This window comes from Desulfosudis oleivorans Hxd3 (genome assembly GCF_000018405.1).
In the GTDB taxonomy this organism is placed as follows: domain Bacteria; phylum Desulfobacterota; class Desulfobacteria; order Desulfobacterales; family Desulfosudaceae; genus Desulfosudis; species Desulfosudis oleivorans.
In genome coordinates, this window is sequence record NC_009943.1 from 2,188,314 (window position 1) to 2,211,049 (window position 22,736).

At 49.0% G+C, this 22,736-nt stretch carries 20 protein-coding genes; 11 read left to right on the top strand and 9 right to left on the bottom strand.

Annotated elements, in window-relative coordinates:
- Window positions 1–51: 51 nt before the first annotated feature.
- Together DOLE_RS09285 and DOLE_RS09290 are read left to right on the top strand one after the other, a co-directional pair.
- Window positions 52–1,125 carry a radical SAM protein gene (locus tag DOLE_RS09285; protein ID WP_041281020.1) on the top strand — a complete coding sequence of 358 codons (1,074 nt, stop codon included), beginning with the start codon at window positions 52–54 and terminating at the stop codon, window positions 1,123–1,125.
- Window positions 1,126–1,132: 7 nt separating this feature from the next.
- Window positions 1,133–2,254 (top strand): glycosyltransferase family 4 protein, encoded by a 1,122-nt coding sequence (locus DOLE_RS09290; protein ID WP_012175228.1) that lies wholly within the window; start codon window positions 1,133–1,135, stop codon window positions 2,252–2,254.
- A 563-nt stretch (window positions 2,255–2,817) separates the two neighbouring features.
- Here DOLE_RS09290 and DOLE_RS09295 read toward each other — a convergent pair.
- Window positions 2,818–3,813, bottom strand: coding sequence for an IS110 family transposase (locus tag DOLE_RS09295; RefSeq protein ID WP_012174904.1), 996 nt, complete (start codon window positions 3,811–3,813; stop codon window positions 2,818–2,820).
- Between the two features lie 181 nt (window positions 3,814–3,994).
- On the opposite strand from DOLE_RS09295, the gene DOLE_RS09300 reads away from it, so the two are divergent.
- The 6 genes from DOLE_RS09300 to DOLE_RS09330 all read left to right on the top strand — a co-directional run bounded on the left by DOLE_RS09300 (window position 3,995) and on the right by DOLE_RS09330 (window position 8,649).
- Window positions 3,995–5,527 carry a sugar transferase gene (locus tag DOLE_RS09300; RefSeq protein ID WP_012175229.1) on the top strand — a complete coding sequence of 511 codons (1,533 nt, stop codon included), beginning with the start codon at window positions 3,995–3,997 and terminating at the stop codon, window positions 5,525–5,527.
- A gap of 132 nt (window positions 5,528–5,659) precedes the next feature.
- Window positions 5,660–5,920 (top strand): FitA-like ribbon-helix-helix domain-containing protein, encoded by a 261-nt coding sequence (locus DOLE_RS09305; protein ID WP_012175230.1) that lies wholly within the window; start codon window positions 5,660–5,662, stop codon window positions 5,918–5,920.
- A complete protein-coding gene (locus DOLE_RS09310) occupies window positions 5,917–6,315 on the top strand; it encodes a type II toxin-antitoxin system VapC family toxin (protein ID WP_012175231.1) in 399 nt (132 codons plus the stop codon). Before DOLE_RS09305 ends, DOLE_RS09310 begins: the two co-directional genes overlap by 4 nt.
- 165 nt (window positions 6,316–6,480) lie before the next feature.
- Window positions 6,481–7,629: an ATP-binding protein gene (locus tag DOLE_RS09315; RefSeq protein ID WP_012175232.1), complete on the top strand. Its 1,149-nt coding sequence runs from the start codon at window positions 6,481–6,483 to the stop codon at window positions 7,627–7,629.
- Between the two features lie 412 nt (window positions 7,630–8,041).
- Window positions 8,042–8,275 (top strand): DUF433 domain-containing protein, encoded by a 234-nt coding sequence (locus tag DOLE_RS09325; RefSeq protein ID WP_041280470.1) that lies wholly within the window; start codon window positions 8,042–8,044, stop codon window positions 8,273–8,275.
- On the top strand, window positions 8,272–8,649 hold the full coding sequence (locus DOLE_RS09330; RefSeq protein WP_012175234.1) for a DUF5615 family PIN-like protein: 378 nt from the start codon (window positions 8,272–8,274) through the stop codon (window positions 8,647–8,649). Before DOLE_RS09325 ends, DOLE_RS09330 begins: the two co-directional genes overlap by 4 nt.
- A 597-nt stretch (window positions 8,650–9,246) precedes the next feature.
- Here the strand turns inward: DOLE_RS09330 and DOLE_RS18830 are convergent.
- A complete protein-coding gene (locus DOLE_RS18830; protein WP_232362695.1) occupies window positions 9,247–9,783 on the bottom strand; it encodes a hypothetical protein in 537 nt (178 codons plus the stop codon).
- A gap of 699 nt (window positions 9,784–10,482) precedes the next feature.
- Here DOLE_RS18830 and DOLE_RS09345 point away from each other — a divergent pair.
- Genes DOLE_RS09345 through DOLE_RS09355 form a run of 3 tightly spaced genes read left to right on the top strand, consistent with a single transcriptional unit; the run spans window position 10,483 to window position 13,348 of the window.
- Complete coding sequence (locus tag DOLE_RS09345) at window positions 10,483–11,802, top strand: nucleotide sugar dehydrogenase (RefSeq protein WP_012175237.1); 1,320 nt, start codon at window positions 10,483–10,485, stop codon at window positions 11,800–11,802.
- Window positions 11,803–11,828: 26 nt separating this feature from the next.
- Window positions 11,829–12,770, top strand: coding sequence for a Gfo/Idh/MocA family oxidoreductase (locus DOLE_RS09350; RefSeq protein ID WP_012175238.1), 942 nt, complete (start codon window positions 11,829–11,831; stop codon window positions 12,768–12,770).
- A 14-nt stretch (window positions 12,771–12,784) separates the two neighbouring features.
- Window positions 12,785–13,348 (top strand): acyltransferase, encoded by a 564-nt coding sequence (locus DOLE_RS09355; RefSeq protein ID WP_012175239.1) that lies wholly within the window; start codon window positions 12,785–12,787, stop codon window positions 13,346–13,348.
- Between the two features lie 26 nt (window positions 13,349–13,374).
- On the opposite strand, the gene DOLE_RS09360 is transcribed toward DOLE_RS09355, so the two are convergent.
- The 7 genes from DOLE_RS09360 to DOLE_RS09390 all read right to left on the bottom strand — a co-directional run bounded on the left by DOLE_RS09360 (window position 13,375) and on the right by DOLE_RS09390 (window position 22,705).
- Entirely contained in the window at window positions 13,375–15,372 is a 1,998-nt protein-coding gene (locus tag DOLE_RS09360) for a sugar transferase (RefSeq protein WP_012175240.1), read from the bottom strand.
- Between the two features lie 383 nt (window positions 15,373–15,755).
- Window positions 15,756–16,505 carry a polysaccharide deacetylase family protein gene (locus DOLE_RS09365; RefSeq protein ID WP_012175241.1) on the bottom strand — a complete coding sequence of 250 codons (750 nt, stop codon included), beginning with the start codon at window positions 16,503–16,505 and terminating at the stop codon, window positions 15,756–15,758.
- 20 nt (window positions 16,506–16,525) lie between these two features.
- Window positions 16,526–17,701: a hypothetical protein gene (locus DOLE_RS09370; protein ID WP_153304404.1), complete on the bottom strand. Its 1,176-nt coding sequence runs from the start codon at window positions 17,699–17,701 to the stop codon at window positions 16,526–16,528.
- The gene (locus DOLE_RS09375) at window positions 17,661–18,335 is read right to left on the bottom strand and encodes a DapH/DapD/GlmU-related protein (protein WP_012175243.1); all 675 of its coding nucleotides are present in this window, start codon (window positions 18,333–18,335) and stop codon (window positions 17,661–17,663) included. Before DOLE_RS09375 ends, DOLE_RS09370 begins: the two co-directional genes overlap by 41 nt.
- 36 nt (window positions 18,336–18,371) lie before the next feature.
- Window positions 18,372–19,481, bottom strand: a complete 1,110-nt coding sequence (locus DOLE_RS09380; protein WP_041280472.1) for a glycosyltransferase — start codon at window positions 19,479–19,481, stop codon at window positions 18,372–18,374.
- A gap of 194 nt (window positions 19,482–19,675) precedes the next feature.
- Window positions 19,676–21,028, bottom strand: a complete 1,353-nt coding sequence (locus DOLE_RS09385; RefSeq protein ID WP_012174089.1) for an ISNCY-like element ISDol1 family transposase — start codon at window positions 21,026–21,028, stop codon at window positions 19,676–19,678.
- A gap of 324 nt (window positions 21,029–21,352) precedes the next feature.
- Complete coding sequence (locus tag DOLE_RS09390) at window positions 21,353–22,705, bottom strand: ISNCY-like element ISDol1 family transposase (protein WP_012174089.1); 1,353 nt, start codon at window positions 22,703–22,705, stop codon at window positions 21,353–21,355.
- Between the last annotated feature and the right edge of the window lie 31 nt (window positions 22,706–22,736).

Below are 22,736 nucleotides of genomic sequence, written 5' to 3' on the forward strand. Positions count from 1 at the left end.
GGGCTAAAGGGGTGCTTTTCCATCGTCCGCCAAATGGAAGAATTTGCATCAATGAGCAATCAGACGACTCAATTTCCCACAGACGCCTGCATTATTCTCACCTACCGCTGCCAGATGCGGTGCCAGATGTGCAATATCTGGCAGAACCCCTCTGACCCGGCTCGGGAAATCACGGCCGAGGAGCTCAAGATCCTGCCGGCCGGCTTTGAATTCATCAACCTCACCGGCGGCGAGCCGTTTCTGAGAGACGACCTGGAAGAGATTATCAGCGTTTTGTCGCCCAAGGCAAAGCGAATCGTGGTGTCCACGTCCGGGTGGCATTATGAACGGATATTGCGGACTGTGCCGCGATTTAAAAATGTGGGGGTGCGGGTCAGCATTGAGGGGTTGAGCCGGAAAAATGATGAGCTGCGGGGCCGGGACGGCGGGTTTGACCGGGGGGTAAAAACCCTGTTGGGGCTGAAGCGGGCCGGTGTAAAAGACATCGGGTTCGGTATTACCGTATCCAACCACAACTCTGAAGATATGCTGTGGCTGTATGAGCTGGGCAAATCCATGGGGCTGGAGTTTGCCACGGCCGCCTTTCACAACTCCTATTATTTTCATAAAGATGACAACAAGATCACCAATGTGGAGGAGGTGTGTGAAAATTTTCGAAACCTGGCCAATATGCAGATGCGGGAAAACAGCCCCAAGTCCTGGTTCCGGGCCTTGTTCAACCTGGGCATGATCCGGTATATCAACCGGGAAAAACGGATGCTGCCCTGCGAGGCCGGCACCATGAACTTTTTTATTGATCCCTATGGAGAGGTTTACCCCTGCAACGGCCTGGAGGAAAAATACTGGAAAGAGAGCATGGGCAATATTCGGCAGGCCGGGTCATTTGACAGCATATGGCTCAGTGAAAAGGCCGACCAGGTGCGGACCAGGGTACGCACCTGCCCCAAGAACTGCTGGATGGTGGGAACGGCCTCTCCGGTGATGCACAAATATGTAAAAAAGATCGCACCCTGGATATTGAAAAACAAGGTTAAGTGCCTGCTGGGCAGGCCGATTGACGGGCATGCCCCGTTTTTTGACGTGGGCCAGGATCCGCGGCAGGGGGATTTGAGAAAAAGCGGTTAAGGGTTAAATGATCGATGGCAGAATAAAAATTTTTGTAACAGGCACACGCGGAATTCCGGACATATCGGGGGGTGTTGAAAAACATTGCCAGGAGCTGTATCCCCTGATTGCCGCGCAGGGCCACGATGTGTTTGTGGCCACGCGCAAAAGCTATGTGAACGATCCCGGCGTTACGGCGTGGGGCGGGGTTTGGCTGATACATCTCTATGCGCCCCGCAAAAAGAGCCTGGAAGCGGCTGTGCATACCTTTCTGGCGGTTTTAAAGGCGCGGCAGGTAAATCCGGATATTCTGCATGTGCATGCCGTGGGGCCTTGCCTGATGGTGCCCTTGGCCCGCCTGCTTGGCATGCGGGTGGTGATGACCCACCACGGCCCGGATTATGAACGGCAGAAATGGAATAAACCGGCTAAGTTGGTGTTGCGCCTGGGGGAATGGCTGGGCGGGTGTTTTGCAAATGAAGTGATTGTCATATCCCGAATCATTGAAACCCTTGTTCAAAAAAAATGCCGCCGGCCCTGCCATGTGATTTACAACGGTGTTCGGCTGCCGGAAAAAACGGAAAAGACCGATTACCTTGAAACCATCGGCGTTTCGCCGGGGCGCTATATTCTTGCTGTGGCCCGGTTTGTGCCGGAAAAAGGATTGGACCTGCTGGTAAAGGCGTTTAAAGAGATTAGGGGAGATTTCAAGCTGGTGATTGCCGGAGACGCCGACCATGAAACCACCTACAGCCGGAACCTGAAAGAAGAGATGGCCGGGGATGACCGGATTGTGAGCACCGGCTACATTACCGGGGAAGCGTTAAACCAGGTCTATTCCCACGCCGGGCTGTTTGTGTTGCCATCGTTTCATGAAGGGCTGCCCATTGCCCTGCTGGAGGCCATGAGTTACGGCCTGCCGGTGCTGGTATCGGATATTCCGGCCAACCGTGAGGTGGACCTGCCTGAGGAACGATTTTTTCGGTGTGGGGATGCGCCGGACCTGAAAAAAAAGATCGAAGCCCTTTGGGATAAAGATCTGACGGTTGATGAAAAGAATCATTTCAGAAACCTGCTTGCGAAACAATACAACTGGGATAAAATTGCCAGGCAGACGATTGAAGTGTATGAAAGAGTTCTAAGCGGATAGGTGGGGGAAACAGGAATGATGAATGATGAGTGATGATTCCGTGGGCCGTCACCCTCGGGCTTGACCCGGGGGTCCAGAATAAATTGGCCCCGTTTCGTATGGATAAGGAAACAAATCAATTTTACACTGGATTGCCGGATCAAGTCCGGCAATGACGGATGTGGTAGTGGTGGCGGATCAATTTTATGCTGGATTACCCGGACAAGCCGCCTATGAGAAAGTGAGTCAACAAAAAACACTTCTCCCTTAACAAAAATCGTTTTTTGCTCACGGTCTCCGCCTTGCCTTTAAACCATCGTCTTTTCGCCGAGGTAACGTAACGCGGTTTTTCCGGTCTTGCTTTATCCAGTATTCCTTATCCGCCTATCTGAACTCTCTATCTCTGCTTGCAGAGAATGGGTTACGATAAATTCCAGGAATAGAGGGGAGGCTAATCGGGTAAACAAAGCATCATCCGCTTAAGCAGATGTCTTACGGCTTGACTTGAGCTCTTTCCCCTCACCTGCACAGACCATCATCCAGTATGATGAAACCATCGGCTCAAGAGAGGTCTACAGGCCTGGTTATTTCACGGTCACGTTATCTGTTTGGCGACTCCTTTTATAAGGCTGATATTTTTCCCCGCTTTTAAAAACCCCCAAGCTTAACGTCGCTAACCTGCGACAGGCTTTGTGTCGGGCGTCATATTCGGGTTCGCCCCCAGCTACCAAATATTCATAATAATCATTAATCGGATTATTCCCGCCAATGGCCGCACTTACACCGGTCTTATACACATCTTTTAATTGACGACAATATCGAGGCGTGCGTTTACCATAACTCTTTTTCCCGCTTATCTTCTCATGCTTGATCAGACCCGCGTAGCTACAGTAGTGCCCCTTGTCCGCAAACCGGAATGGCGATACTACACGTGCTACAACCTTGACGGCATTAATATCCCCAATCCCCGGTAAACTCTTCTGGTGCCTTATCGCCGGGTATTTTTTGGCCAGACGCAAAAACTCTTTTTCATAAGCGGACTTTTCTTCCTCATAAAGCCCAATCTGCCGGTTTAAACAGCCCAACACAAAAGCATTTTCACCAACAACTTCCTGATTGCCGCAGGCTTTGAGCAACGAGTACCGCTGATTTTTCAATCGCACCCCCGCTTTAACCAAATCTTCATAACCGCTGACGAGACGGCGAAGAAGTAAAAAATTATCGTTGGTATGAAAAATCTCCTTCAGGAGGCCGGCCCTCAATAATTGCACCAACTTTGACGCATCAATTTTGTCGTTTTTAGGACCATCGTTTAACAACTTATTTCTGTGAGGATCACACACTACGATCTTATCCACCTTCTCCTTCAGTTCCGTGTACAACCATTGAGAAGTCGTCGTCTCCTCCAAGGTCAGAACCTTGGTCCCCTTTAACCGGTCTAAATAAAGCTTCAATTCCTCAATGTCCGATGGTACGTCGATCACAGTTATTTTGTTTGATTTTTTCGTCATTCGCGCAATGGCCATATTGCTGGCTGCCCAGTCTATTGCAATGTAATGGTTGTAAATGGTATCGTCCATCATGGTCTCCTTTCTTGTTAGTGTTTGTCTGTGGAAAGCATTATCACTAACATATTGAGGCTGCCGCCTCAAAGGAGACCATCTTTCTCATTTTATCGGGTAATGACGGGTGCGTGGGCGGACAAGTTGGGTAATGACGAGAAGGTAGCGGATTTGGAGTTGATTTGAGGTGCGCTGAACCATGCTGAGAGAAAACAATCAGATATTGCAACGAATTCATCAAGGCTGGGACCTGGGATTGACGGTAGCGGCGTTTATCTCAGCCTATGGTATCAAGCAGTATCTGCTGCCTGAACCCTGGAGAGGGTTAAGTAGGGAACCCAACTATTACACCCTGCTGCTGCTGTGCATCATTATCTGGTATGTGGTGTTCCGGTTCTCCGGTATTTATCGTCCCTATCGCAGACGGCCTTTTTCTTCAATTTTTCTAAATGTGTTACGAAGTGTGGCTGTTTGCGTGATGCTGATGGTGGTGATGCTGTTTCTCATAAAAGAGCAGACCGTCAGCCGGATTTTTCTGGGCCTGTTTGTGGGGCTGGACGTGACCCTGCTGGTGGGCAGCAAGTGGTTGCTTTACACTCTTTTGCAAAACCTGCGTAAACGCGGATACAACTTCCGCAACGTTCTGATTGTGGGACGCGGACAAAGAGCCGAAGAAATTTCCCGGTCTATTGAGCAACAGCGAGGGGCCGGCTTCCGGGTGATGGGGTGTTTGTCGGCTGGCGAAGGGGTGGATGACGAGGGAGGCGTCAAGCCGGATAATGGTGAACAAAAGAGGCCGGGGGGTGACGGGGGTGGAGGGCCGGAAGATGGCGAGATAGGGCTGGGTCATGCCGGCGGTGTGTGTGTGCCTGTTATCGGCGATATTGCGGATATCGAGCGGCTTTTGACCGAACATGTGGTGGATGAACTGGTGTTTGCCGAACCCCTGCGAAACATCCCAAACGCAGGCGAATATATCCACACGGCCGAACAGATGGGTGTTTTGGTGCATATTATGCCGGAATGGGGGTTGCGACGCCTGGGACTTACACCACGGATGGGAACCCTGCAAATAGAGGCACTTTTCGGCCTGCCCACACTGGTCCTGAACACCACGCCGGATCATAATCCGTTTATCGAATTGAAAAATATATTCGACTTTATTGCCTCGGGCCTGGGCCTGCTGGCATGCGCCCTGCCCTTTGGAATAATTGCCATTGCCATCAGGCTCTCTTCTTCCGGCCCGGTATTTTATAAACAGGAACGGGTGGGCCAGAACGGCCGGCGGTTTACGCTGTATAAATTTCGCACCATGATAGACGGCGCGGACCAAATACAAACAGATCTGCTGGACAAAAACGAAAGCGACGGGCCGGTATTCAAGATACGCAACGATCCACGGGTAACACCATGGGTGGGCGCCTTTTTACGAAAGACCTCGCTGGACGAGTTGCCGCAGTTGATTAATGTGTTTGTGGGGCACATGAGCCTGGTGGGGCCCCGCCCGCCCCTGCCGGAAGAGATAGTAAAGTACGGCAAAGATCAGCGGCGGCGGCTGTCCATGAAGCCGGGCATTACCTGCCTGTGGCAGATAACGCCGCGGCGGAATGACTTGAGCTTTAAAGAGTGGATAAAGCTGGACCTGGAGTATATTGACAACTGGTCGCTGTGGCTGGATTTTAAAATCCTGGCAAAGACGGCCTGGGTGGTGGTCACCGGGCAGGGGCGGTGACGGATAAGGTAGTTCGCCATTCATCATTCATCATTCATCATTCCTGAGTGACCTGCTTGACAATTATCGTGACTTCATTTTATAGTGTCGTTATGAATGCATTATTTGATGTCATTGTAGCGAGGTACAACCATGAATACAGTTACCATCAGGGGGCTTGATCCGGACTTGCTGGAAAAGCTGAAAAGAACAGCAGCAAAACAGGAAAAAAGTCTCAACCAGTTTACCCTGGACATTCTCCGGCAGAGCATGGGTTGCAGTAAAGGGAAGAAATATTCCCGGGAGTATGACGACCTGGATCACCTGTTTGGCCGCTGGAGTGCTGATGAATTCAAGAAAATTCAGGGCGCAATAGACAGGGCCAGGCACATTGACGAGGAACTCTGGAAATGAGAAAGGTGCTGATTGATACAAATATTTATTCATTGGCCATGAAAGGGGACCCGCCCACCGTTCAGGTTTTAAAAAAAATTGATCAAATCGGCTTTTCAGCGGTGAGCATTGGAGAGCTTTTTTCCGGTTTTAAGGCCGGAAACCGTGAATCTGAAAACAGAGAAGAACTGAATATATTTCTCGATTCTCCAAGGGTGGTGATTCATGCCCTGGACGAAGAAACAGCCGATTTCTATGCCACCATACTGAATAATTTAAAAAAAGCCGGCACACCCATTCCCACCAATGATATCTGGCTTGCTGCTGTTGCCTTTCAGCACGGATACAAACTGTATTCCAGAGACAGGCATTTCAAACTTATTCCCGGGCTGGCCCGAATCGATACCCAACCCTGAACAAACTGCCCACAACCCCCATGCATCATTCATCATTCCGCACTTATCATTCTCCCCTTTCCGCATTCATCATCCACTAAAAGGGGTTGACACTTAAAAATTACATGATAATTTAAAGTTACAGTTTAATTTTACATCACCATAAAAAACGACGGATATCGATCCATGATACAACGCAAGCTGAAATTACCACCGGCGGGGACGGAAACCTTTTTTTTGTGGGGCCCCCGCCAAACCGGAAAATCGACCCTCCTGAAAACGTTATATCCAAAGGCAGTCTGGATTGATTTGTTAAAGGCCGAAGAATTTCGTCGTTATCTCAACAACCCGGAATTTCTCCGGCAGGAATTGCCGCTAAAGGGCAAAATGCCCTTTGTTGTTATTGACGAGGTGCAGAAACTCCCCGAGCTGCTGGATGAAGTCCATTGGCTTTTCGAAAATCGAAACGTGCATTTTGCCTTATGCGGCTCAAGTGCCAGAAAGGTCAAGCGCGGTGCCGCCAACCTTCTGGGCGGCCGGGCCATACGCTATGAGCTGTTTGGTTTAAGCGCGGCAGAACTCGGCTCTGATTTTGATCTTACCCGAGTGCTGAACCATGGGTACCTGCCACGGATATATCTCGCCAAACAGCCGGAGCGGTTGCTCAATGCCTATGTGGCCAATTATTTGAAAGACGAGATCGCCGCCGAAGGGCTGGTGCGTAATTTGCCCGTATTTTCCGACTTTCTTAATATGGCGGCACTGTCAGACACCGAGCCGGTTAATTTTTCGACTATTGCCCGCGATTGCGGCGTTTCCAGCCAGACCATCAGGGCGTATTTTCAAATTTTAGAAGATACATTGCTGGGCCGGTGGCTGCCAAGCTTTCGAAAACGCCCGAAAAGACGGGTGGCGGCCTCGGCAAAATTTTATTTTTCCGATGTGGGGATCGTCAATGTTCTTGCCAAACGCGGCAAACTTGAAATCGGATCGGAGTTGTTCGGCAAGGCGTTTGAGAACTGGTGCTTTCATGAGCTCAACGCGTATAACATGTATAATGAAGTATCGGCCGCGTTTCATTACTGGCGCCTCGCCGGTGGAACGGAAGTCGATTTTATCATCAATAATATGGACGTCGCCATTGAGGCCAAGGCTTCCAGGAAAATAACAAATAATCATCTGAAAGGACTTAGAAGCCTGAAGGAGGATCATTCTGTTGTTAAACGAAGAGTAGTGGTGTGCTGCGAAAATAAGCCACGAACCACCAGCGACGGCATAGAAATACTTCCCGCAGAAAAGTTTCTGCAATTCTTGTGGCAGGGAAAACTATTCTGATTCAACTTACCCCACCGCCTCGTCATTACCGGGCTCTCTTCTCCGTCATTGCGAGGAGCGAAGCGACGAAGCAATCTCCTCCGAATATGTCCAGGATTGCTTCGCTGCGCTCGCAATGACGTGGGTTGCGTCCAGGATTGCTTCGCTGCGCTCGCAATGACGTGGGTTGCGTCCAGGATTGCTTCGCTGCGCTCGCAATGACGTGGGTTGCGTCCAGGATCGCGCCGTCACCCTCGGGCTTGCCTGCCGGGCCGTAGCCCGTCAGGGCGAAGACCGGCCCCGGCAATCCAGACCAAAAATGACCCCATTCCCCATTCCTTCCCTTCCACTTGACGCATAAACTTTGACAGATTCTGCCTTTTTCAATATTATACCGATTATAAAAAACATTTAAAAAATTCCAGGGGGCGCCATGGGTACCAGGTTTGATCGCATAACAATTAGACCCGAGGTTTTGAACGGCCGGCCGTGCATACGGGACCTTCGTTTGACCGTTCAAAGAGTGCTGGAAACCGTTGCCCTATATCCGGAATGGGAAGCGCTGAAGGCGGAATACCCTGAACTGGAAAAAGAGGACGTTCGCCAGGCACTTGAGTTTGCTGCCAGAAATCTGGACAGCCAGATTTTTTCAACGGAGGCGGCTTGAACCGGATATTAATGGACCAGGGGCTGCCTCGCGGTGCGGTAAGAAACCTGTCCGAGGAAGGGTGGGATGTTGTCCATACAGGTGGTATCGGTCTCAGCCGGGCAAGTGATAGAGAGATTATCAACTATGCCCGGCAGGAAAACAGGATAATTATTACGCTGGATGCAGACTTCCACGCGATTCTTGCGGTTGAAAATGCACAAACACCCTCAGTCGTAAGAATTCGGCAGGAAGGACTTAAAGCGGATAAACTGGCCGACCTGATAAAAAAAATCTGGCCCCGCATCCAGGCTCAACTGGAAACCGGCGCATTGGTTACCGTAACAGAACAATCGATAAGGGTAAGAAACATCCCGCTGATGGACCCAGATTAATCCAGCCGGTTTTCCTGACCTTGGATCCCTTGCCCCATTCATCATCCCGTCACCCCCGACCGCCCTCCCTCGTCATTACCCGGCTTGCCTGCCGGGCCATAGCCCGCAGGGCGGACGCCTGCGTATGCCCGTTTGTAGTGTGCCCGTAAGGGCATTGCACCCGGTCAGCCGAAAACGCCTGACGGCGTCACTACGAACGGGAAGAAATCCTGAACGTATGCCCGTTTGTAGTGTGCCCGTAAGGGCATCGCACCCGGTCAGGCCAGTAAAGCCAGGCCGAATCAAGCCCGGCAATGCCGCCTTGCGTATTCATCATTCCGCATTCATCATTCATCATTCCTGAGCCCTTTCACGTCCACTTGACGCATAAACTTTGACAGATTCTGCCTTTTTCAATATTATACCGGTTATAAAAAACGTTTTAAAAACTCCAGGAGGCAGTATGCATACCAATACAATAAAAGTTGACCTCAAGCCGGAGATTTTGATCCAGGCGGTTATGAATATGAAAAAAAAGCAGAGAGAAGCTTTTCTGGAAGATCTTCTTGCCTCAACATCCCCCGATTATCTTAAAAGCATAAAAGAGGCCCGGGACGATTACAAGGCAGGCAGAATCAAGACACATGACGAGGTTTTCGAAGAATAATGTTCGACCTTGTTTACACAAATCGAGCTGTAAAGGACATCAAAAAGCTCCCTGCCGATATCAAAAAACGAATAGGACAAACCCTGTCCCGCTACCGGGAAGACCCCCTTGGGTATTCTGAGCCCCTTACAAACGCATCCCTTGGAACACACAGATTCAGAATCGGAGATTATCGGGTTATCTTCGATCTTGAGGGCGACGATATCGTGGTTTTGCGAGTAGGTCACAGAAAAAACATTTACAGAAGCCTTTAATACGGCCACACCCCCTACCCTATCCCATTCATCATTCATCATTCCGCATTCATCATTCCTAAGCCCCATTCCCTCCGCCTCGTCATTACCCGGCTTACCTGCCGGGCCGTAGCCCGCCAGGGCGGACGCCTGCGTATGCCCGTTTGTAGTGTGCCCGTAAGGGCATTGCAGCCGGGCAGGCCAGTAAAGCCAGGCCGAATCAAGCCCGGCAATGACAACTACGTTTGCCGTCACCCTCAAGCGCCTTTGCTCGTCACCCTCGGGCTTGACCCGGGGGTCCAGACCCAAATTGACCCCATTCCCTATTCCATAAGGAACCAAATCAATTTTACACTGGATTGCCGGGTCAAGCCCGGCAATGACGGGGGTGGTGGCTGGATTGCCCAATCAAGTTGGGCAATGACGACTACGTCTGCCGTCACCCTCGGGCTTGACCCGGGGGTCCAGACCCAAATTGACCCCATTCCCTATTCCATAAGGAACAAAATCAATTTTACACTGGATTGCCGTGGCCGTCATCCCGGACCCCGATCCGGGATGGGCAATGACCGATAAGGTAGTTCATCATTCATCACTCATCATTCATCATTATTTCTTTTCCCTACCATTCCAGTCTTAATCCCTTGATTTTTTATCCATCTTTTCTTCCTTCTCCTCTTGACACACCATCCTCTAAACGTTATAAACTATCCCCTTAGGAGAAACCGCAAGCCGCGTGGGTTCTACCTTGGCTACATGCACCATCAGCCCGTCCAAAACCCACCGGCCTGCCCAACGGGGAGAAACAAACAAATGCATCAACAGTTGTTTCTATATACCCCTAAAACCGTAAAACATGCCCTATAAACTTTTGAAAACCTGGGAGGCTGGAAGCCTGAACGCTTGGAACAGCCATGCCGCCAGCCAGTGCGGCGATGGTGGGAGCTCAATTAAATGGAGCCTGCTATTCACTCAAAATCGGCACTTCTTGAAAAAATTGAAAACAAAACGGCCCGCATTGGCATTATCGGGTTAGGTTATGTGGGCCTGCCCCTGGCCCTGCGCTTTCTGGAGGCAGGGTACCCGGTCCTGGGCCTGGACATCGACAAGCGTAAAACCGCCATGCTCATGGCCGGGGAAAGCTATATCAGCCATATTTCCGCCGGCCCCATTGGCCAGGCCGCGCAAAAAGGCCGTTTCGAAGCGGTAACCGACTTCTCAAAAGCCGGCGAAGCCGACGCATTAATCCTGTGCGTTCCAACCCCCCTGAACAGCCACCGGGAGCCGGACCTCTCTTACGTTATCTCATCGGTTGAAACCATTCTGCCCCATCTCCATGCAGGCCAGGTCGTCAGCTTAGAGTCCACGACATACCCGGGCACAACCGACGAGGAGATTCGCCCCCGCATAGAAAAAACCGGCCTTGTTCCAGGCCGGGATATTTTTCTTGTTTATTCACCGGAACGTGAAGACCCGGGCAACCCGAACTTCCACACCCGGTCCATCCCCAAAGTCTGCGGCGGCAGCACACCGGATTGCCTGGAGGCCGGACTGGCCCTTTACAAACAGGTTATCGACCAGGTCGTGCCTGTCTCCTCCACGCAAACCGCCGAAGCCGTAAAACTCATGGAAAACATCTTTCGAAGCGTGAACATCGCCCTGGTCAATGAACTGAAAGTGGCCTTCATGAAAATGGGCATTGATATTTTTGAGGTCATCCGGGCCGCATCCACCAAGCCTTTCGGCTACATGCCGTTCTACCCCGGCCCCGGCCTTGGCGGCCACTGCATCCCCATTGATCCGTTTTATCTCACCTGGAAGGCCCGCGAATATGATGTTGCCACCCGGTTCATCGAACTGGCCGGAGAAATCAACACCGCCATGCCCTATTTTGTTGTACAGCGTGCCGCGGATGTGTTGAACGAACACAGCAAATCAATAAAAGGCGCCCGCATCCTCCTTCTGGGCCTGGCATACAAGGCCAACGTGGATGACGACCGGGAATCTCCCACCTACCGCATCATGGACCTGCTGGAACAAAAAGGCGCCCATGTGGATTACAACGACCCCTATGTCCCGGAGATTCGACCAACCCGTCAATATTCCCGTTATCTGGGCCGCAAATCAAAAGATATCTCCGGCGATTACGACCTGATTATTTTGTGCACGGCCCACAACCAGTATAAAACCATTAATCCTGACGCCTTAAAGGTCCCAATTCTGGACACTCGCGGGTTTTTTTCAGACACATTCGAAAACATCTACCGTGGATAAACACTGAAAGGAAAGCCTGACCCATCATGAAAAAATTCGCACTTATCGGAGCCGCCGGTTATGTAGCCCCCCGGCACATGAAAGCCATCAAAGAAACCGGAAACATTCTTACCGCCGCACTGGACCCCAACGACAGCGTCGGAATCATTGACAGCTATTTTCCCGACACCAATTTTTTTACCGAGTTTGAGCGGTTTGACCGGCATGTAGACAAGCAACGCAGAAAAGGGGAGACAATCGACTATGTCAGCATCTGCTCTCCCAATTACCTGCATGATGCCCATATCCGGTTTGCCCTGCGCAACAACGCCCATGCCATCTGTGAAAAACCTCTTGTGCTGAACCCCTGGAACATCGATGCTCTGGAAGAGATAGAGGCTGAAATGTCCTCAAAAGTGTATAACATCCTTCAGCTCCGGCTGCATCCGGCCCTAATCGAATTGAAGGATCAGGTTCAGAACATTCAGCATCCAGACACCAAACATGAGATCGACCTGACCTATATCACCTCCCGGGGGAACTGGTATTTCACCTCATGGAAAGGTGATTCCTCCAAATCCGGCGGCATTGCGTCCAATATCGGGATTCATTTTTTTGATATGCTTATCTGGATTTTCGGCAAGATTCAGATGAATGTGGTGCATCTGCTGGAACATGACAAATCCGCCGGGTATCTGGAGCTTGAAAATGCAAGGGTCAGATGGTTTCTCAGCATTGATGAAACCACGCTGCCCCCTGACATTCAGGCGGCCGGCCAGCGCACCTACCGGTCTATCACTGTGGACGGCAAAGAGATCGAATTCAGCGGCGGATTCACCGACCTGCACACCCTGAGCTACCAGGACATCCTGGACGGTAACGGATTCGGTCTTGCCCACGCCCGGCCCAGCATCGAGACCGTCTATACCATTCGCAATGCCCGGCCGGACCTGAACATGGGCGAACAGCACCCGTTTATTCAGAAGTAAAAGGGGAAAACACCATGTCAGACGAATTTTTTGTCCATGAATCCAGCTATGTGGATGACGGGGCCGCCATCGGCGACGGCACCCGCGTCTGGCATTTCTGCCACATCATGGCCGGTACCCGCATCGGTACTAATTGTAATATCGGTCAGAACGTGGTCATCGGCCCGGATGTCGTCATCGGCAACCAGTGCAAAATCCAGAACAATGTTTCCGTATACAAGGGTGTAACCCTGGAAGATGGTGTCTTCTGCGGGCCGTCCATGGTATTCACCAACATCTACAACCCCCGGGCCGAAATCCGCAAGATGGACCAGGTGCGGCCCACTCTGGTCAAACACGGCGCCACCCTTGGCGCCAACTGCACCATTGTCTGCGGGATCACAATAGGAAAGTATGCCTTTATCGGCGCCGGAGCCGTGGTCAATAAAGATGTCCTGGATCACGCCCTGGTGGTCGGCAACCCGGCCCGACAGATCGGATGGGTGTGTCTTTGTGGAGAAAGACTGACCGCTGGCCTGACATGCCCTACCTGCAATAGTGAATATCGTGAAACCGGCCATGGCCTGGAAAAGAAATAAAGGAAGAAAATCAATCTTACACTGGATTACCCACTCCTCGCCTTTTTAACAAAAATATTCCACAGCGCCACCGCCCCGTAATAAATATCCGTGCGCACCGGCTTTTCCAAAAACGCCCGCAGATACTTCTTCTCAGACGCGCAGATCTCTTCCAGGGTCACGGGCATGTCCACGTAAAAGGGCGGTATCAACCCCGGCTTGGTCTCTTTCCGCAATTGACGCAACTCCTCATCATACAAGCTCAAAAAATGACCACTCAGCGGCCGCACCCCCACGATTTTGAGATCCCCCCGCAGCCAGTTATACAGCATGGGCAATTCATCGATCCACAATTTCCGGAGCACCCGGCCCCATGTGGTCACCCGGAAATCATCCTTCAACTTGCCGCCTTTTTCAAGGCCCTGGCGCTCAAACACATAATCCTGCAAGAATTCCGAATAAGGATGCATTGTGCGCAGCTTGTACACCCGCACCGTCTTCCCCTGGTACCCCACCCGATTCAGGGTAACCAGCGGCCCATAGGTAGGGTTTTCCACAAACGAGGGCTTTTTGACCTTTCTGGCAATCACCCAGAAACGCCGTTCCATCTCCTGCTCCGCTACGATCTCAAACCCGCAGAACGACAGCCGGCCCAGCAGCTCCGCCCGGGAGATAATCCGGTTTTTCCCCTTGGTAATGGCAAAATAAACATTTTTGGTCCAGGGCAGCTTGGGTATGACCCGCCGCCAGACAAAACTGAACCCGTACACCAGATGGGCCATCAGCCGCGGAAACTTGCCGTACACCCAGTCATAATGGGTATGAATGGTATGGGCATAGCCCACAAAATAACCGCCCGCCAGCATCCCCTGGTACAACTCCAGAAAATATTGATTCAGGCGGCGCACGTCATTTAACTTATGCCGGTTTATAAACAGCCGCACCGGCAGCTTCACCAGCCGCCGGTCCACCGGCTCACAGCTTTGCTCCAGCACAGTCTCCATCCAGAGAATGTTGTGCAGCGGAACATGGCCATCCAGAAAAGCAAACACCCCCGCCCCGGCCGATCCCAACCGACCTTCCAGGTGCTCCCGGGCCGGTGACATCAATTGCTCCCGGATGGCCTCAATGTCCACATTGGTATCCACCGGCTCCTGGTCCAGGATTCGGCTCACCTCTGCGGCCGATTCCACGTCCGCGGCCTCCTGCCGCGCCTTGCGGCCCCCATACACGGCCACCAGCAGCAATCCCTCGGCCGCCATCAGCATCACCACGGTGCCAAACCCCTGAAACCGGGAATAATGAAACCAGCGCAGGGCAAACACCACCGCCGCCACCCCGGCCAGCATAATCAGGCCGGCTTTTTGCCACTGCCAGAAAATGTCATAAGCGTTTCTGGCGGCACCCAAAACATATTTCCGGGTGGCAAGCCCGGTTGCGAACCACAACCCGATCAGCACCAGCAACAATTTGTCATATTCCGGCGGCAAGGCCAGCCCCCCCCGCTTCAGGTAATTCACCACCCAGAAACTGAGCACCAGCAGCACCAGGTCGGCCACCAACAGCCGGTAATGAAAACCCTCTTCCACCAGCCCGGCCTCTGCCTCCGCCTCTTCTTCCTTTTCACCCGCTACCGCCACCAGCCGATACCCCACCAGCCAGACGCCGATATCCAGAAGCAAAAAGACCAGGCAGGTGGCAAACACCTGCAAACGGGAAAATTCGCTCAACCCGAAAAACACGATCACAAAACTGATAAGATATCCCAGGTACAGATTGGATCTGACAATAGATTTTATCCCGACCCGCAAACCGCGATACTCACTGGTCCGGAACTTCTTGCCCACCAACGAAGCCGGCATCCAGCAGGCCAGAAAAACCACCAAAAGATCAAAATACCGGCCCGACAACACCAGGCCGCCCTGCTTGAACCAGTGCACCAGCATAAAAGCCGCCACCAACAGGACCAGATCCACCAGCACAATCTTTTCCCGGCAAAGCACTATCCCCCCATCATTCCCCCCTGCTCTTTCCAAAACCATCATTTTTCCTCTTCCCCTCAATCTCACTCTCCCCCTTCTCTTAAAACCTAACCACTTAAAACTCACCCCAACCCCCAAACCCAGCCCATTTCCCGCCACATCCATCCAATTAAAAGTCCGCTCCAAAAACGACACCTGCACCACCTCAAACCCGATGCTGATGAGCAATACACCCGCCACAATCACGCCAAGCTTCCAGCCACGAAAGGCCAGTACCGCCAACAATGCCAGAACTCCATATCCCAGCACATGCTCCCAGAAGCCGGACGTGGTTATCAAAACACGAGTACTTCCCAGAACAGCCCAGGGCAGCAGCGACACCACGGCAACCGCCCCGAACCATAACAAGAAAGCTATCTGTATATAATTTATCTTACCCAAGCGGCCTAACCACTTAAAACTTTCTTAACCACATTTTTCATATTCTGCCACACCAGCTCCCACATCCACGGTCCCAACCGACCCTCCCACCGCTGGGGATGTGTATTGATCATCATCCGATCCGGCAGCCGCCCCTCCAGGGCCAGGGCTATCAGATGCCCGGTACTGTTTACCTGAATATCAAACCCGGAATCCACCCGGTCCCGGATGCTTGCCCCGGCATGATTCCACCTTCGCCCGGTGTCGGTCAGGTAAAACACCCGGGTAAAATCCACATCCAGATAGGGTTCACCCACAATGCCCAGAGCCTTGTAATCATAGGTCTGCCACAGGTCCAGGTTGTTGATGCGGGACAGGGGGCTGCCGTGCATGCAGATGGTGGTCACAGGCGCCAGATCCCGCAGCTTTGCCAGGTTGGCCTGGAAATCCTCCCAGGCCCGGCCGGGATCGCCCTTGCAGACAGACAGGTTTTCATAATGATACCCGATCTCATGGCCCAGGCCGGCGATCTTCCGGATAATCGCCTCATCCCAACTTTCCGGCACAGCCCGGAAATAGTAGGATGCCGGAAGCCCCAGCTCATGCTCCAGCCATGCGGTTTTCAGGGCATTGCCCGGCCGCTTGTCCACGTCATGGCGAAGGATAATAGCCCGGGGTGTCGTGTCATTGAGAAAGTTCTGAAAAGTCTGGAAAGTGTAGCCGGAAGCTTTGAAAATGTTTAGGAGCTGCTGATAGGTTTTTAATGTAAAATCCATGGAAGCCTTTTATCCGGGTCTTATTCCCGCCCTTCGGTGATCAAATTAGTTATGTACCATTGTTTGGGGTCCATGGTTATTTCTTTATCCGTGTAAACCAGAAATTGTTTTTTGTTTTTAATGACATCCTGATAATATGCATACCACCGAAGATCAACAAAGCCTTGATGATATAGTTGCTTTCGCAAAAAAGAGTTACCCTTCAATGCTCTGCAAACTATTCCCTGCATATTATTTTGGATCGCATAAGCAATTGTATCTTTGATAAGGCTTTTTAATATGACAGGGTTTTTTTGTTCGACAACGACATCATCTATGTGCAAAAGTTTTTCCCTGTCTGAATGAAAAATAAGATATCCATTTATCGAGCTACTTATGTTTGATAAAATAAATTTATAATTAAAGTGTGGGTTTTGAACAATTCTCCAGTCCAGATATTTTCTGGACCTGTCAATGGTAACACCATAATATTTTTTATTTTGAACCCAAAATGTCTCCAGAAGATCAAGATCAACCTTTTTTTCATCCAGAATGCTATGTACCAGGTTCTTATTTTTACCTGGAAGCCAAAATTTGCAGTAAGCGCAGATACAAACTGATATTAAACTGACAAAAATTCGATTAAAATTGTTAATTTCAATCTGGCTTAAAAGTTGTTTTGCAAGAGCGCTTGGATTCAGGCAGAAATAATTTACGGCCCAAGAATCAAAAGAAACATAACCCAATTTTTTTCTAACAGCTGCTGCAGCCCATTTCGACACGCCACCTGCTGTTGTAAAAAAAAGATCAAATCTTTCTTTTGCTTTTTCAAAACTTTTTTTCTCATGAGGAAAATAAAGTTTTTGTTTTTGAAATTTAGGGTGACACATACAGTTTTCTGTTTTACCAGCGATAAAATTTTTCCCAAAAATACAAAAAGGAGTAGGTATTAAACTATATTGTGCGATTAGCTGATTTTTATCAAATAAAAGGTATATTGCCCCTTTTCCATCCCAAGTTTTTAGCCACTCCCATTCCCATTTTTCTTTTGTCCTATTAATCCCTGTCATTATCTTATACAGCTTATTGATTTCTACTTCATCACCACTTTTATATTCTCTTTCAATTAACTTCATATAATCCTCTATCATCCTTAGATCATTTACCTTTTGTTTGTTATGAAGAGAATTTTTTGAAGAATTTTGCCGGGTTTCCATACCAGATCTCATTGTCCGGCACATTGTGCCTGACCTGTGAACATGCACCAATTTCTGCATTTCGACCTATTGTAATTCCAGGCATGATAGTGACATTTGCACCAAACTTTGCACCTTCTTTGATCAATCCAAAAATTTTTTCATTTTCATTTTTTAAATCTGGTGTGTCAGTGAAGACAAAACTGTATTTAATATTAACATTATCTTCGACAGTTATTCCTGATGAAATGGTACATCGGCTCCCCATTTTTACGTTATTTCCAATTTTACAGTTATCTCTCACTTCACAATAAGAGGTAAAAGCACAATCGCTACCTATTACCGTGTTAAATCCAATTTTGTTATGTGTATCTATAATTACGTTGTCTCTAATTGTGCTATTAAACTTTATAAGCGTAAAATCTCCTATTTTAACATTATTACCGACTTTAGTATCTTTTTTCAGCAACACATAATTTTCAATAACCACATCATCGCCGATAATCACATCATCATCAATTATACAATGATGTCCAATTTTAACATTATTACCGATGGACACATTTTTGCCGATTCTATTGTAATTTCCGATGATAAGATTTTTGCCCAAATGCAATGTTTCAAAATCTTCAATGTAATTGTCTGTTAAAGCCATAATGTTTTTCCTATATTTGATAAATGAGAAAAAAGCTTAACAAGAAATACGCCTGTAAGCTTCGATTAATTTTCTGGATTCTGATTCCCATGAATATTTATTTTCAATATTAAATTTTGCATTCTTTGACAACTCATTGAATAGCTGCCGGTCAGAGGCTAACTTCTCAATATTTGCAGCAATTTCTTCAGAATTCTCAGGGTTTGAAAATAAGGCACAATCAGCAAACAAGTCTTTCCAGTAATCGAAATTTGACATGACCATGGGTTTTCCAGCTGCCATATATTCAAAAGCTTTGTTCGGCATTGAAAATAAATGATTTTTCAACGGATAAAAATTAACAACACCAACGTCTGAATTCTGAATTACATCGTAAGCTTCTTCCAAAGGCAAAAATCCTTTAAATTCAGTATATTTCCAGCCTTCTGAATGCATGCATTCATCTTGATACAGTTTGTCCTGCCATTTGCCAAGCAGAAGTAACCTTGCTGTGCCCCGGAGAAACGACATAGCATCTACGATTTCTTTTATACCCCTGATCCGGTTGAGCAAACCTGCATACACAACTGTAAATTCATCATTTATTGAACGAACATTATCTGCCTCCTTTCTTTTAAACAGCTCAACAATTGGATAATTTGTAACTATTTCAACATTCTTAATATTGAGTTTTGTTTTTATATCCTGATTTACTGTGATGTTGTATGTAAAGCGTTTACAAAAATATTTTTCAATTTTACCGACATAAGCAGCAAAAAAAGGTAACAGATAGCCCAGGCCTTTTATTCTTCTGTCTTTAATTTTATTTTCCAAGTCTTCATGTATATCGTAAATTACTTTGTGCCCTGCTTTAAGAAGAAGATAGCCATAAGGGATTAATTCAGGATCATGAAAATGATAAATATCGGCATTCAGTTTAACAGCCGCTTTGTATATTTTATATGGTTTTATTACTAACCTTTGAAAAAGATTTTTTCCTGGCCGTATAAAAGAAAATTTAACCCCATCGAAAATTTTATCTCCAGTGCCAGGCACAACATACGTTACATCAAAGCCCGCGTTATATAAAGAAATGCATTGTTTCTTAAAAATTCTCACAGACAACTGGGGATGATGAGAACTCAAGTGAGCAACCTTGATTGACATATTGAAAACCTAGTTAGTGTCCATCCATAAATTGTCGATTTTGGGTCTTTAATCTGGCACATTTATGAGCAAAATTTTATCACCCCTTATTTTTTGGGGATAAAAAATTATTGAGCAAACAAAATACCACAAAATATCAGTTTTGGGGAACAGCTATCCCCATGACTTATCAAAATCGTTATGTCGGGGTCCGGTTATGCCAGTTGTTTTCTGGCAACGGTCAGCAAATTTGCCGACACGATCGTTGCCCAGACATAGCTTTTAAAGGACGGCAGGCCTTTCCACATGCAGCGGTTGAAGCCGAAGGTCCGTTTGAGCCAGGATATCCCGGCCTCGATGCCCGCACGGAAGCGGCGTAACTGTTTATAAACATAATGGCTGCGACACATATCCAATTCAGACAACCCGCGTTTTTTGGCAAAGCATACGTCTTTGATCTTTTTCTCTTTGGCTTTGGCCAGGTTGTCTTTGGAGGCAAATCCGCCATCAAGGGCGGCTTTCAGCGGGTAACGATTATAAATCTGATGCTGGCGATCCAGCATGGTCTCTGTCAGTGTGGTATCGGCCGGGTTGCCTTCAACAATAAGGCAATCAAGGATCAGATTTGATTTGCCGCCGGTCAGACAGACTTTATGTCCGTAATAGGTGTCCCGGCGGTCTTTGACAATGATGTCCGTATGCGGTTCAAACAAAGAGACGATTTTTTCTGACGACGGAACCTGCTGGTCCTGGAAGACGCGCAGCTCGGTCTGACGGATCACCTGATCGGTCAGGCGCACAAAGCTCTGCAGTTCAATGGCCAATGCCGTTCTGGAAGGATGGGCCACGGATTGCTCCAGCGCTTTTACGGCTGACCTGGCATAGGAGACGCACTGGCGGGTTTTTTTGACAAGGTCTTTGTAAAGGGGCTTTCGGGCTTTTGCGTCACGGGTGTATTGAATCGCCAGCATTCGTTTTTTTGCGATCCGCCGGTGGTCATGGAACAAAAGCCTTTGCTTCCCGGTCTCTTGTTGGGCGCGTTCCAATAACCGGGTAATAGCCCGGACGGCGTCCCACAGAAGGACAGAATCACTCGGCTTATGGATATTGCTTTCAACAACCGTGCAATCAATACGCACCTGACGGCCTTTTTCAATCCCGGCTTCTTCGGCATGCGCCAGCACCTCCTTGTTGATCAACTGCCAGGTCTCGGCGGACAGGGCTTTGATGTTTTTATGAAGCGTGGATTTTTTAAACCCTTCGTCGGTAATGCCGATTCGACAGAAGCGCCGGATGCTCATGGAATCGACCAAATGAAAGGCCAGTTCTTCGTATGTAAAGCCGAACAGGACCTTTACAATGGCGGCTCGTATCACCTGCTCGGCAGTCATGCCCTGGGCGCCACCTGGCGAGCCGGATGTCGCTTGACTGGGAAGGTCTTGCAAGACGATTTCGTAAATGGTAGATTTGCTGTCAAGCAACTGACTGATGGCTTCGAGTTCTCTGGCTTGCGGATGATCAATTTCTTGAGGCATGAAGGTCATTTGTTTTTGCCATTTTTTGCGCATTTTGTATTGGGCTCCTTTTTGTTTTCTGTAGTTATATTGAAAGCTTGGATAACTTTTATATACTACAGCAAGACAAAAAATACCAGTACAAAATGCGCTTTTTTTATTCTTTACAAGTAGTTATATCTGTGGATGGACACTAGTTAGTGTCCATCCATAAATTGTCGATTTTGGGTCTTTAATCTGGCACATTTATGAGCAAAATTTTATCACCCCTTATTTTTTGGGGATAAAAAATTATTGAGCAAACAAAATACCACAAAATATCAGTTTTGGGGAACAGCTATCCCCATGACTTATCAAAATCGTTATGTCGGGGTCCGGTTATGCCAGTTGTTTTCTGGCAACGGTCAGCAAATTTGCCGACACGATCGTTGCCCAGACATAGCTTTTAAAGGACGGCAGGCCTTTCCACATGCAGCGGTTGAAGCCGAAGGTCCGTTTGAGCCAGGATATCCCGGCCTCGATGCCCGCACGGAAGCGGCGTAACTGTTTATAAACATAATGGCTGCGACACATATCCAATTCAGACAACCCGCGTTTTTTGGCAAAGCATACGTCTTTGATCTTTTTCTCTTTGGCTTTGGCCAGGTTGTCTTTGGAGGCAAATCCGCCATCAAGGGCGGCTTTCAGCGGGTAACGATTATAAATCTGATGCTGGCGATCCAGCATGGTCTCTGTCAGTGTGGTATCGGCCGGGTTGCCTTCAACAATAAGGCAATCAAGGATCAGATTTGATTTGCCGCCGGTCAGACAGACTTTATGTCCGTAATAGGTGTCCCGGCGGTCTTTGACAATGATGTCCGTATGCGGTTCAAACAAAGAGACGATTTTTTCTGACGACGGAACCTGCTGGTCCTGGAAGACGCGCAGCTCGGTCTGACGGATCACCTGATCGGTCAGGCGCACAAAGCTCTGCAGTTCAATGGCCAATGCCGTTCTGGAAGGATGGGCCACGGATTGCTCCAGCGCTTTTACGGCTGACCTGGCATAGGAGACGCACTGGCGGGTTTTTTTGACAAGGTCTTTGTAAAGGGGCTTTCGGGCTTTTGCGTCACGGGTGTATTGAATCGCCAGCATTCGTTTTTTTGCGATCCGCCGGTGGTCATGGAACAAAAGCCTTTGCTTCCCGGTCTCTTGTTGGGCGCGTTCCAATAACCGGGTAATAGCCCGGACGGCGTCCCACAGAAGGACAGAATCACTCGGCTTATGGATATTGCTTTCAACAACCGTGCAATCAATACGCACCTGACGGCCTTTTTCAATCCCGGCTTCTTCGGCATGCGCCAGCACCTCCTTGTTGATCAACTGCCAGGTCTCGGCGGACAGGGCTTTGATGTTTTTATGAAGCGTGGATTTTTTAAACCCTTCGTCGGTAATGCCGATTCGACAGAAGCGCCGGATGCTCATGGAATCGACCAAATGAAAGGCCAGTTCTTCGTATGTAAAGCCGAACAGGACCTTTACAATGGCGGCTCGTATCACCTGCTCGGCAGTCATGCCCTGGGCGCCACCTGGCGAGCCGGATGTCGCTTGACTGGGAAGGTCTTGCAAGACGATTTCGTAAATGGTAGATTTGCTGTCAAGCAACTGACTGATGGCTTCGAGTTCTCTGGCTTGCGGATGATCAATTTCTTGAGGCATGAAGGTCATTTGTTTTTGCCATTTTTTGCGCATTTTGTATTGGGCTCCTTTTTGTTTTCTGTAG

Bases quoted from the DNA above. Each gene is read 5' to 3' on its own strand.
- DOLE_RS09390 (WP_012174089.1), bottom strand. From the start codon at position 22,705: ATGCGCAAAAAATGGCAAAAACAAATGACCTTCATGCCTCAAGAAATT.
- DOLE_RS09385 (WP_012174089.1), bottom strand. From the start codon at position 21,028: ATGCGCAAAAAATGGCAAAAACAAATGACCTTCATGCCTCAAGAAATT.
- DOLE_RS09375 (WP_012175243.1), bottom strand. From the start codon at position 18,335: ATGGCTTTAACAGACAATTACATTGAAGATTTTGAAACATTGCATTTG.
- DOLE_RS09365 (WP_012175241.1), bottom strand. From the start codon at position 16,505: ATGGATTTTACATTAAAAACCTATCAGCAGCTCCTAAACATTTTCAAA.
- DOLE_RS09300 (WP_012175229.1), top strand. From the start codon at position 3,995: ATGCTGAGAGAAAACAATCAGATATTGCAACGAATTCATCAAGGCTGG.
- DOLE_RS09360 (WP_012175240.1), bottom strand. From the start codon at position 15,372: ATGATGGTTTTGGAAAGAGCAGGGGGGAATGATGGGGGGATAGTGCTT.
- DOLE_RS09315 (WP_012175232.1), top strand. From the start codon at position 6,481: ATGATACAACGCAAGCTGAAATTACCACCGGCGGGGACGGAAACCTTT.
- DOLE_RS09370 (WP_153304404.1), bottom strand. From the start codon at position 17,701: ATGGAAACCCGGCAAAATTCTTCAAAAAATTCTCTTCATAACAAACAA.
- DOLE_RS09345 (WP_012175237.1), top strand. From the start codon at position 10,483: ATGGAGCCTGCTATTCACTCAAAATCGGCACTTCTTGAAAAAATTGAA.
- DOLE_RS09350 (WP_012175238.1), top strand. From the start codon at position 11,829: ATGAAAAAATTCGCACTTATCGGAGCCGCCGGTTATGTAGCCCCCCGG.
- DOLE_RS09285 (WP_041281020.1), top strand. From the start codon at position 52: ATGAGCAATCAGACGACTCAATTTCCCACAGACGCCTGCATTATTCTC.
- DOLE_RS09355 (WP_012175239.1), top strand. From the start codon at position 12,785: ATGTCAGACGAATTTTTTGTCCATGAATCCAGCTATGTGGATGACGGG.
- DOLE_RS09310 (WP_012175231.1), top strand. From the start codon at position 5,917: ATGAGAAAGGTGCTGATTGATACAAATATTTATTCATTGGCCATGAAA.
- DOLE_RS09380 (WP_041280472.1), bottom strand. From the start codon at position 19,481: ATGTCAATCAAGGTTGCTCACTTGAGTTCTCATCATCCCCAGTTGTCT.
- DOLE_RS09290 (WP_012175228.1), top strand. From the start codon at position 1,133: ATGATCGATGGCAGAATAAAAATTTTTGTAACAGGCACACGCGGAATT.
- DOLE_RS09295 (WP_012174904.1), bottom strand. From the start codon at position 3,813: ATGGACGATACCATTTACAACCATTACATTGCAATAGACTGGGCAGCC.
- DOLE_RS09325 (WP_041280470.1), top strand. From the start codon at position 8,042: ATGGGTACCAGGTTTGATCGCATAACAATTAGACCCGAGGTTTTGAAC.
- DOLE_RS09305 (WP_012175230.1), top strand. From the start codon at position 5,660: ATGAATACAGTTACCATCAGGGGGCTTGATCCGGACTTGCTGGAAAAG.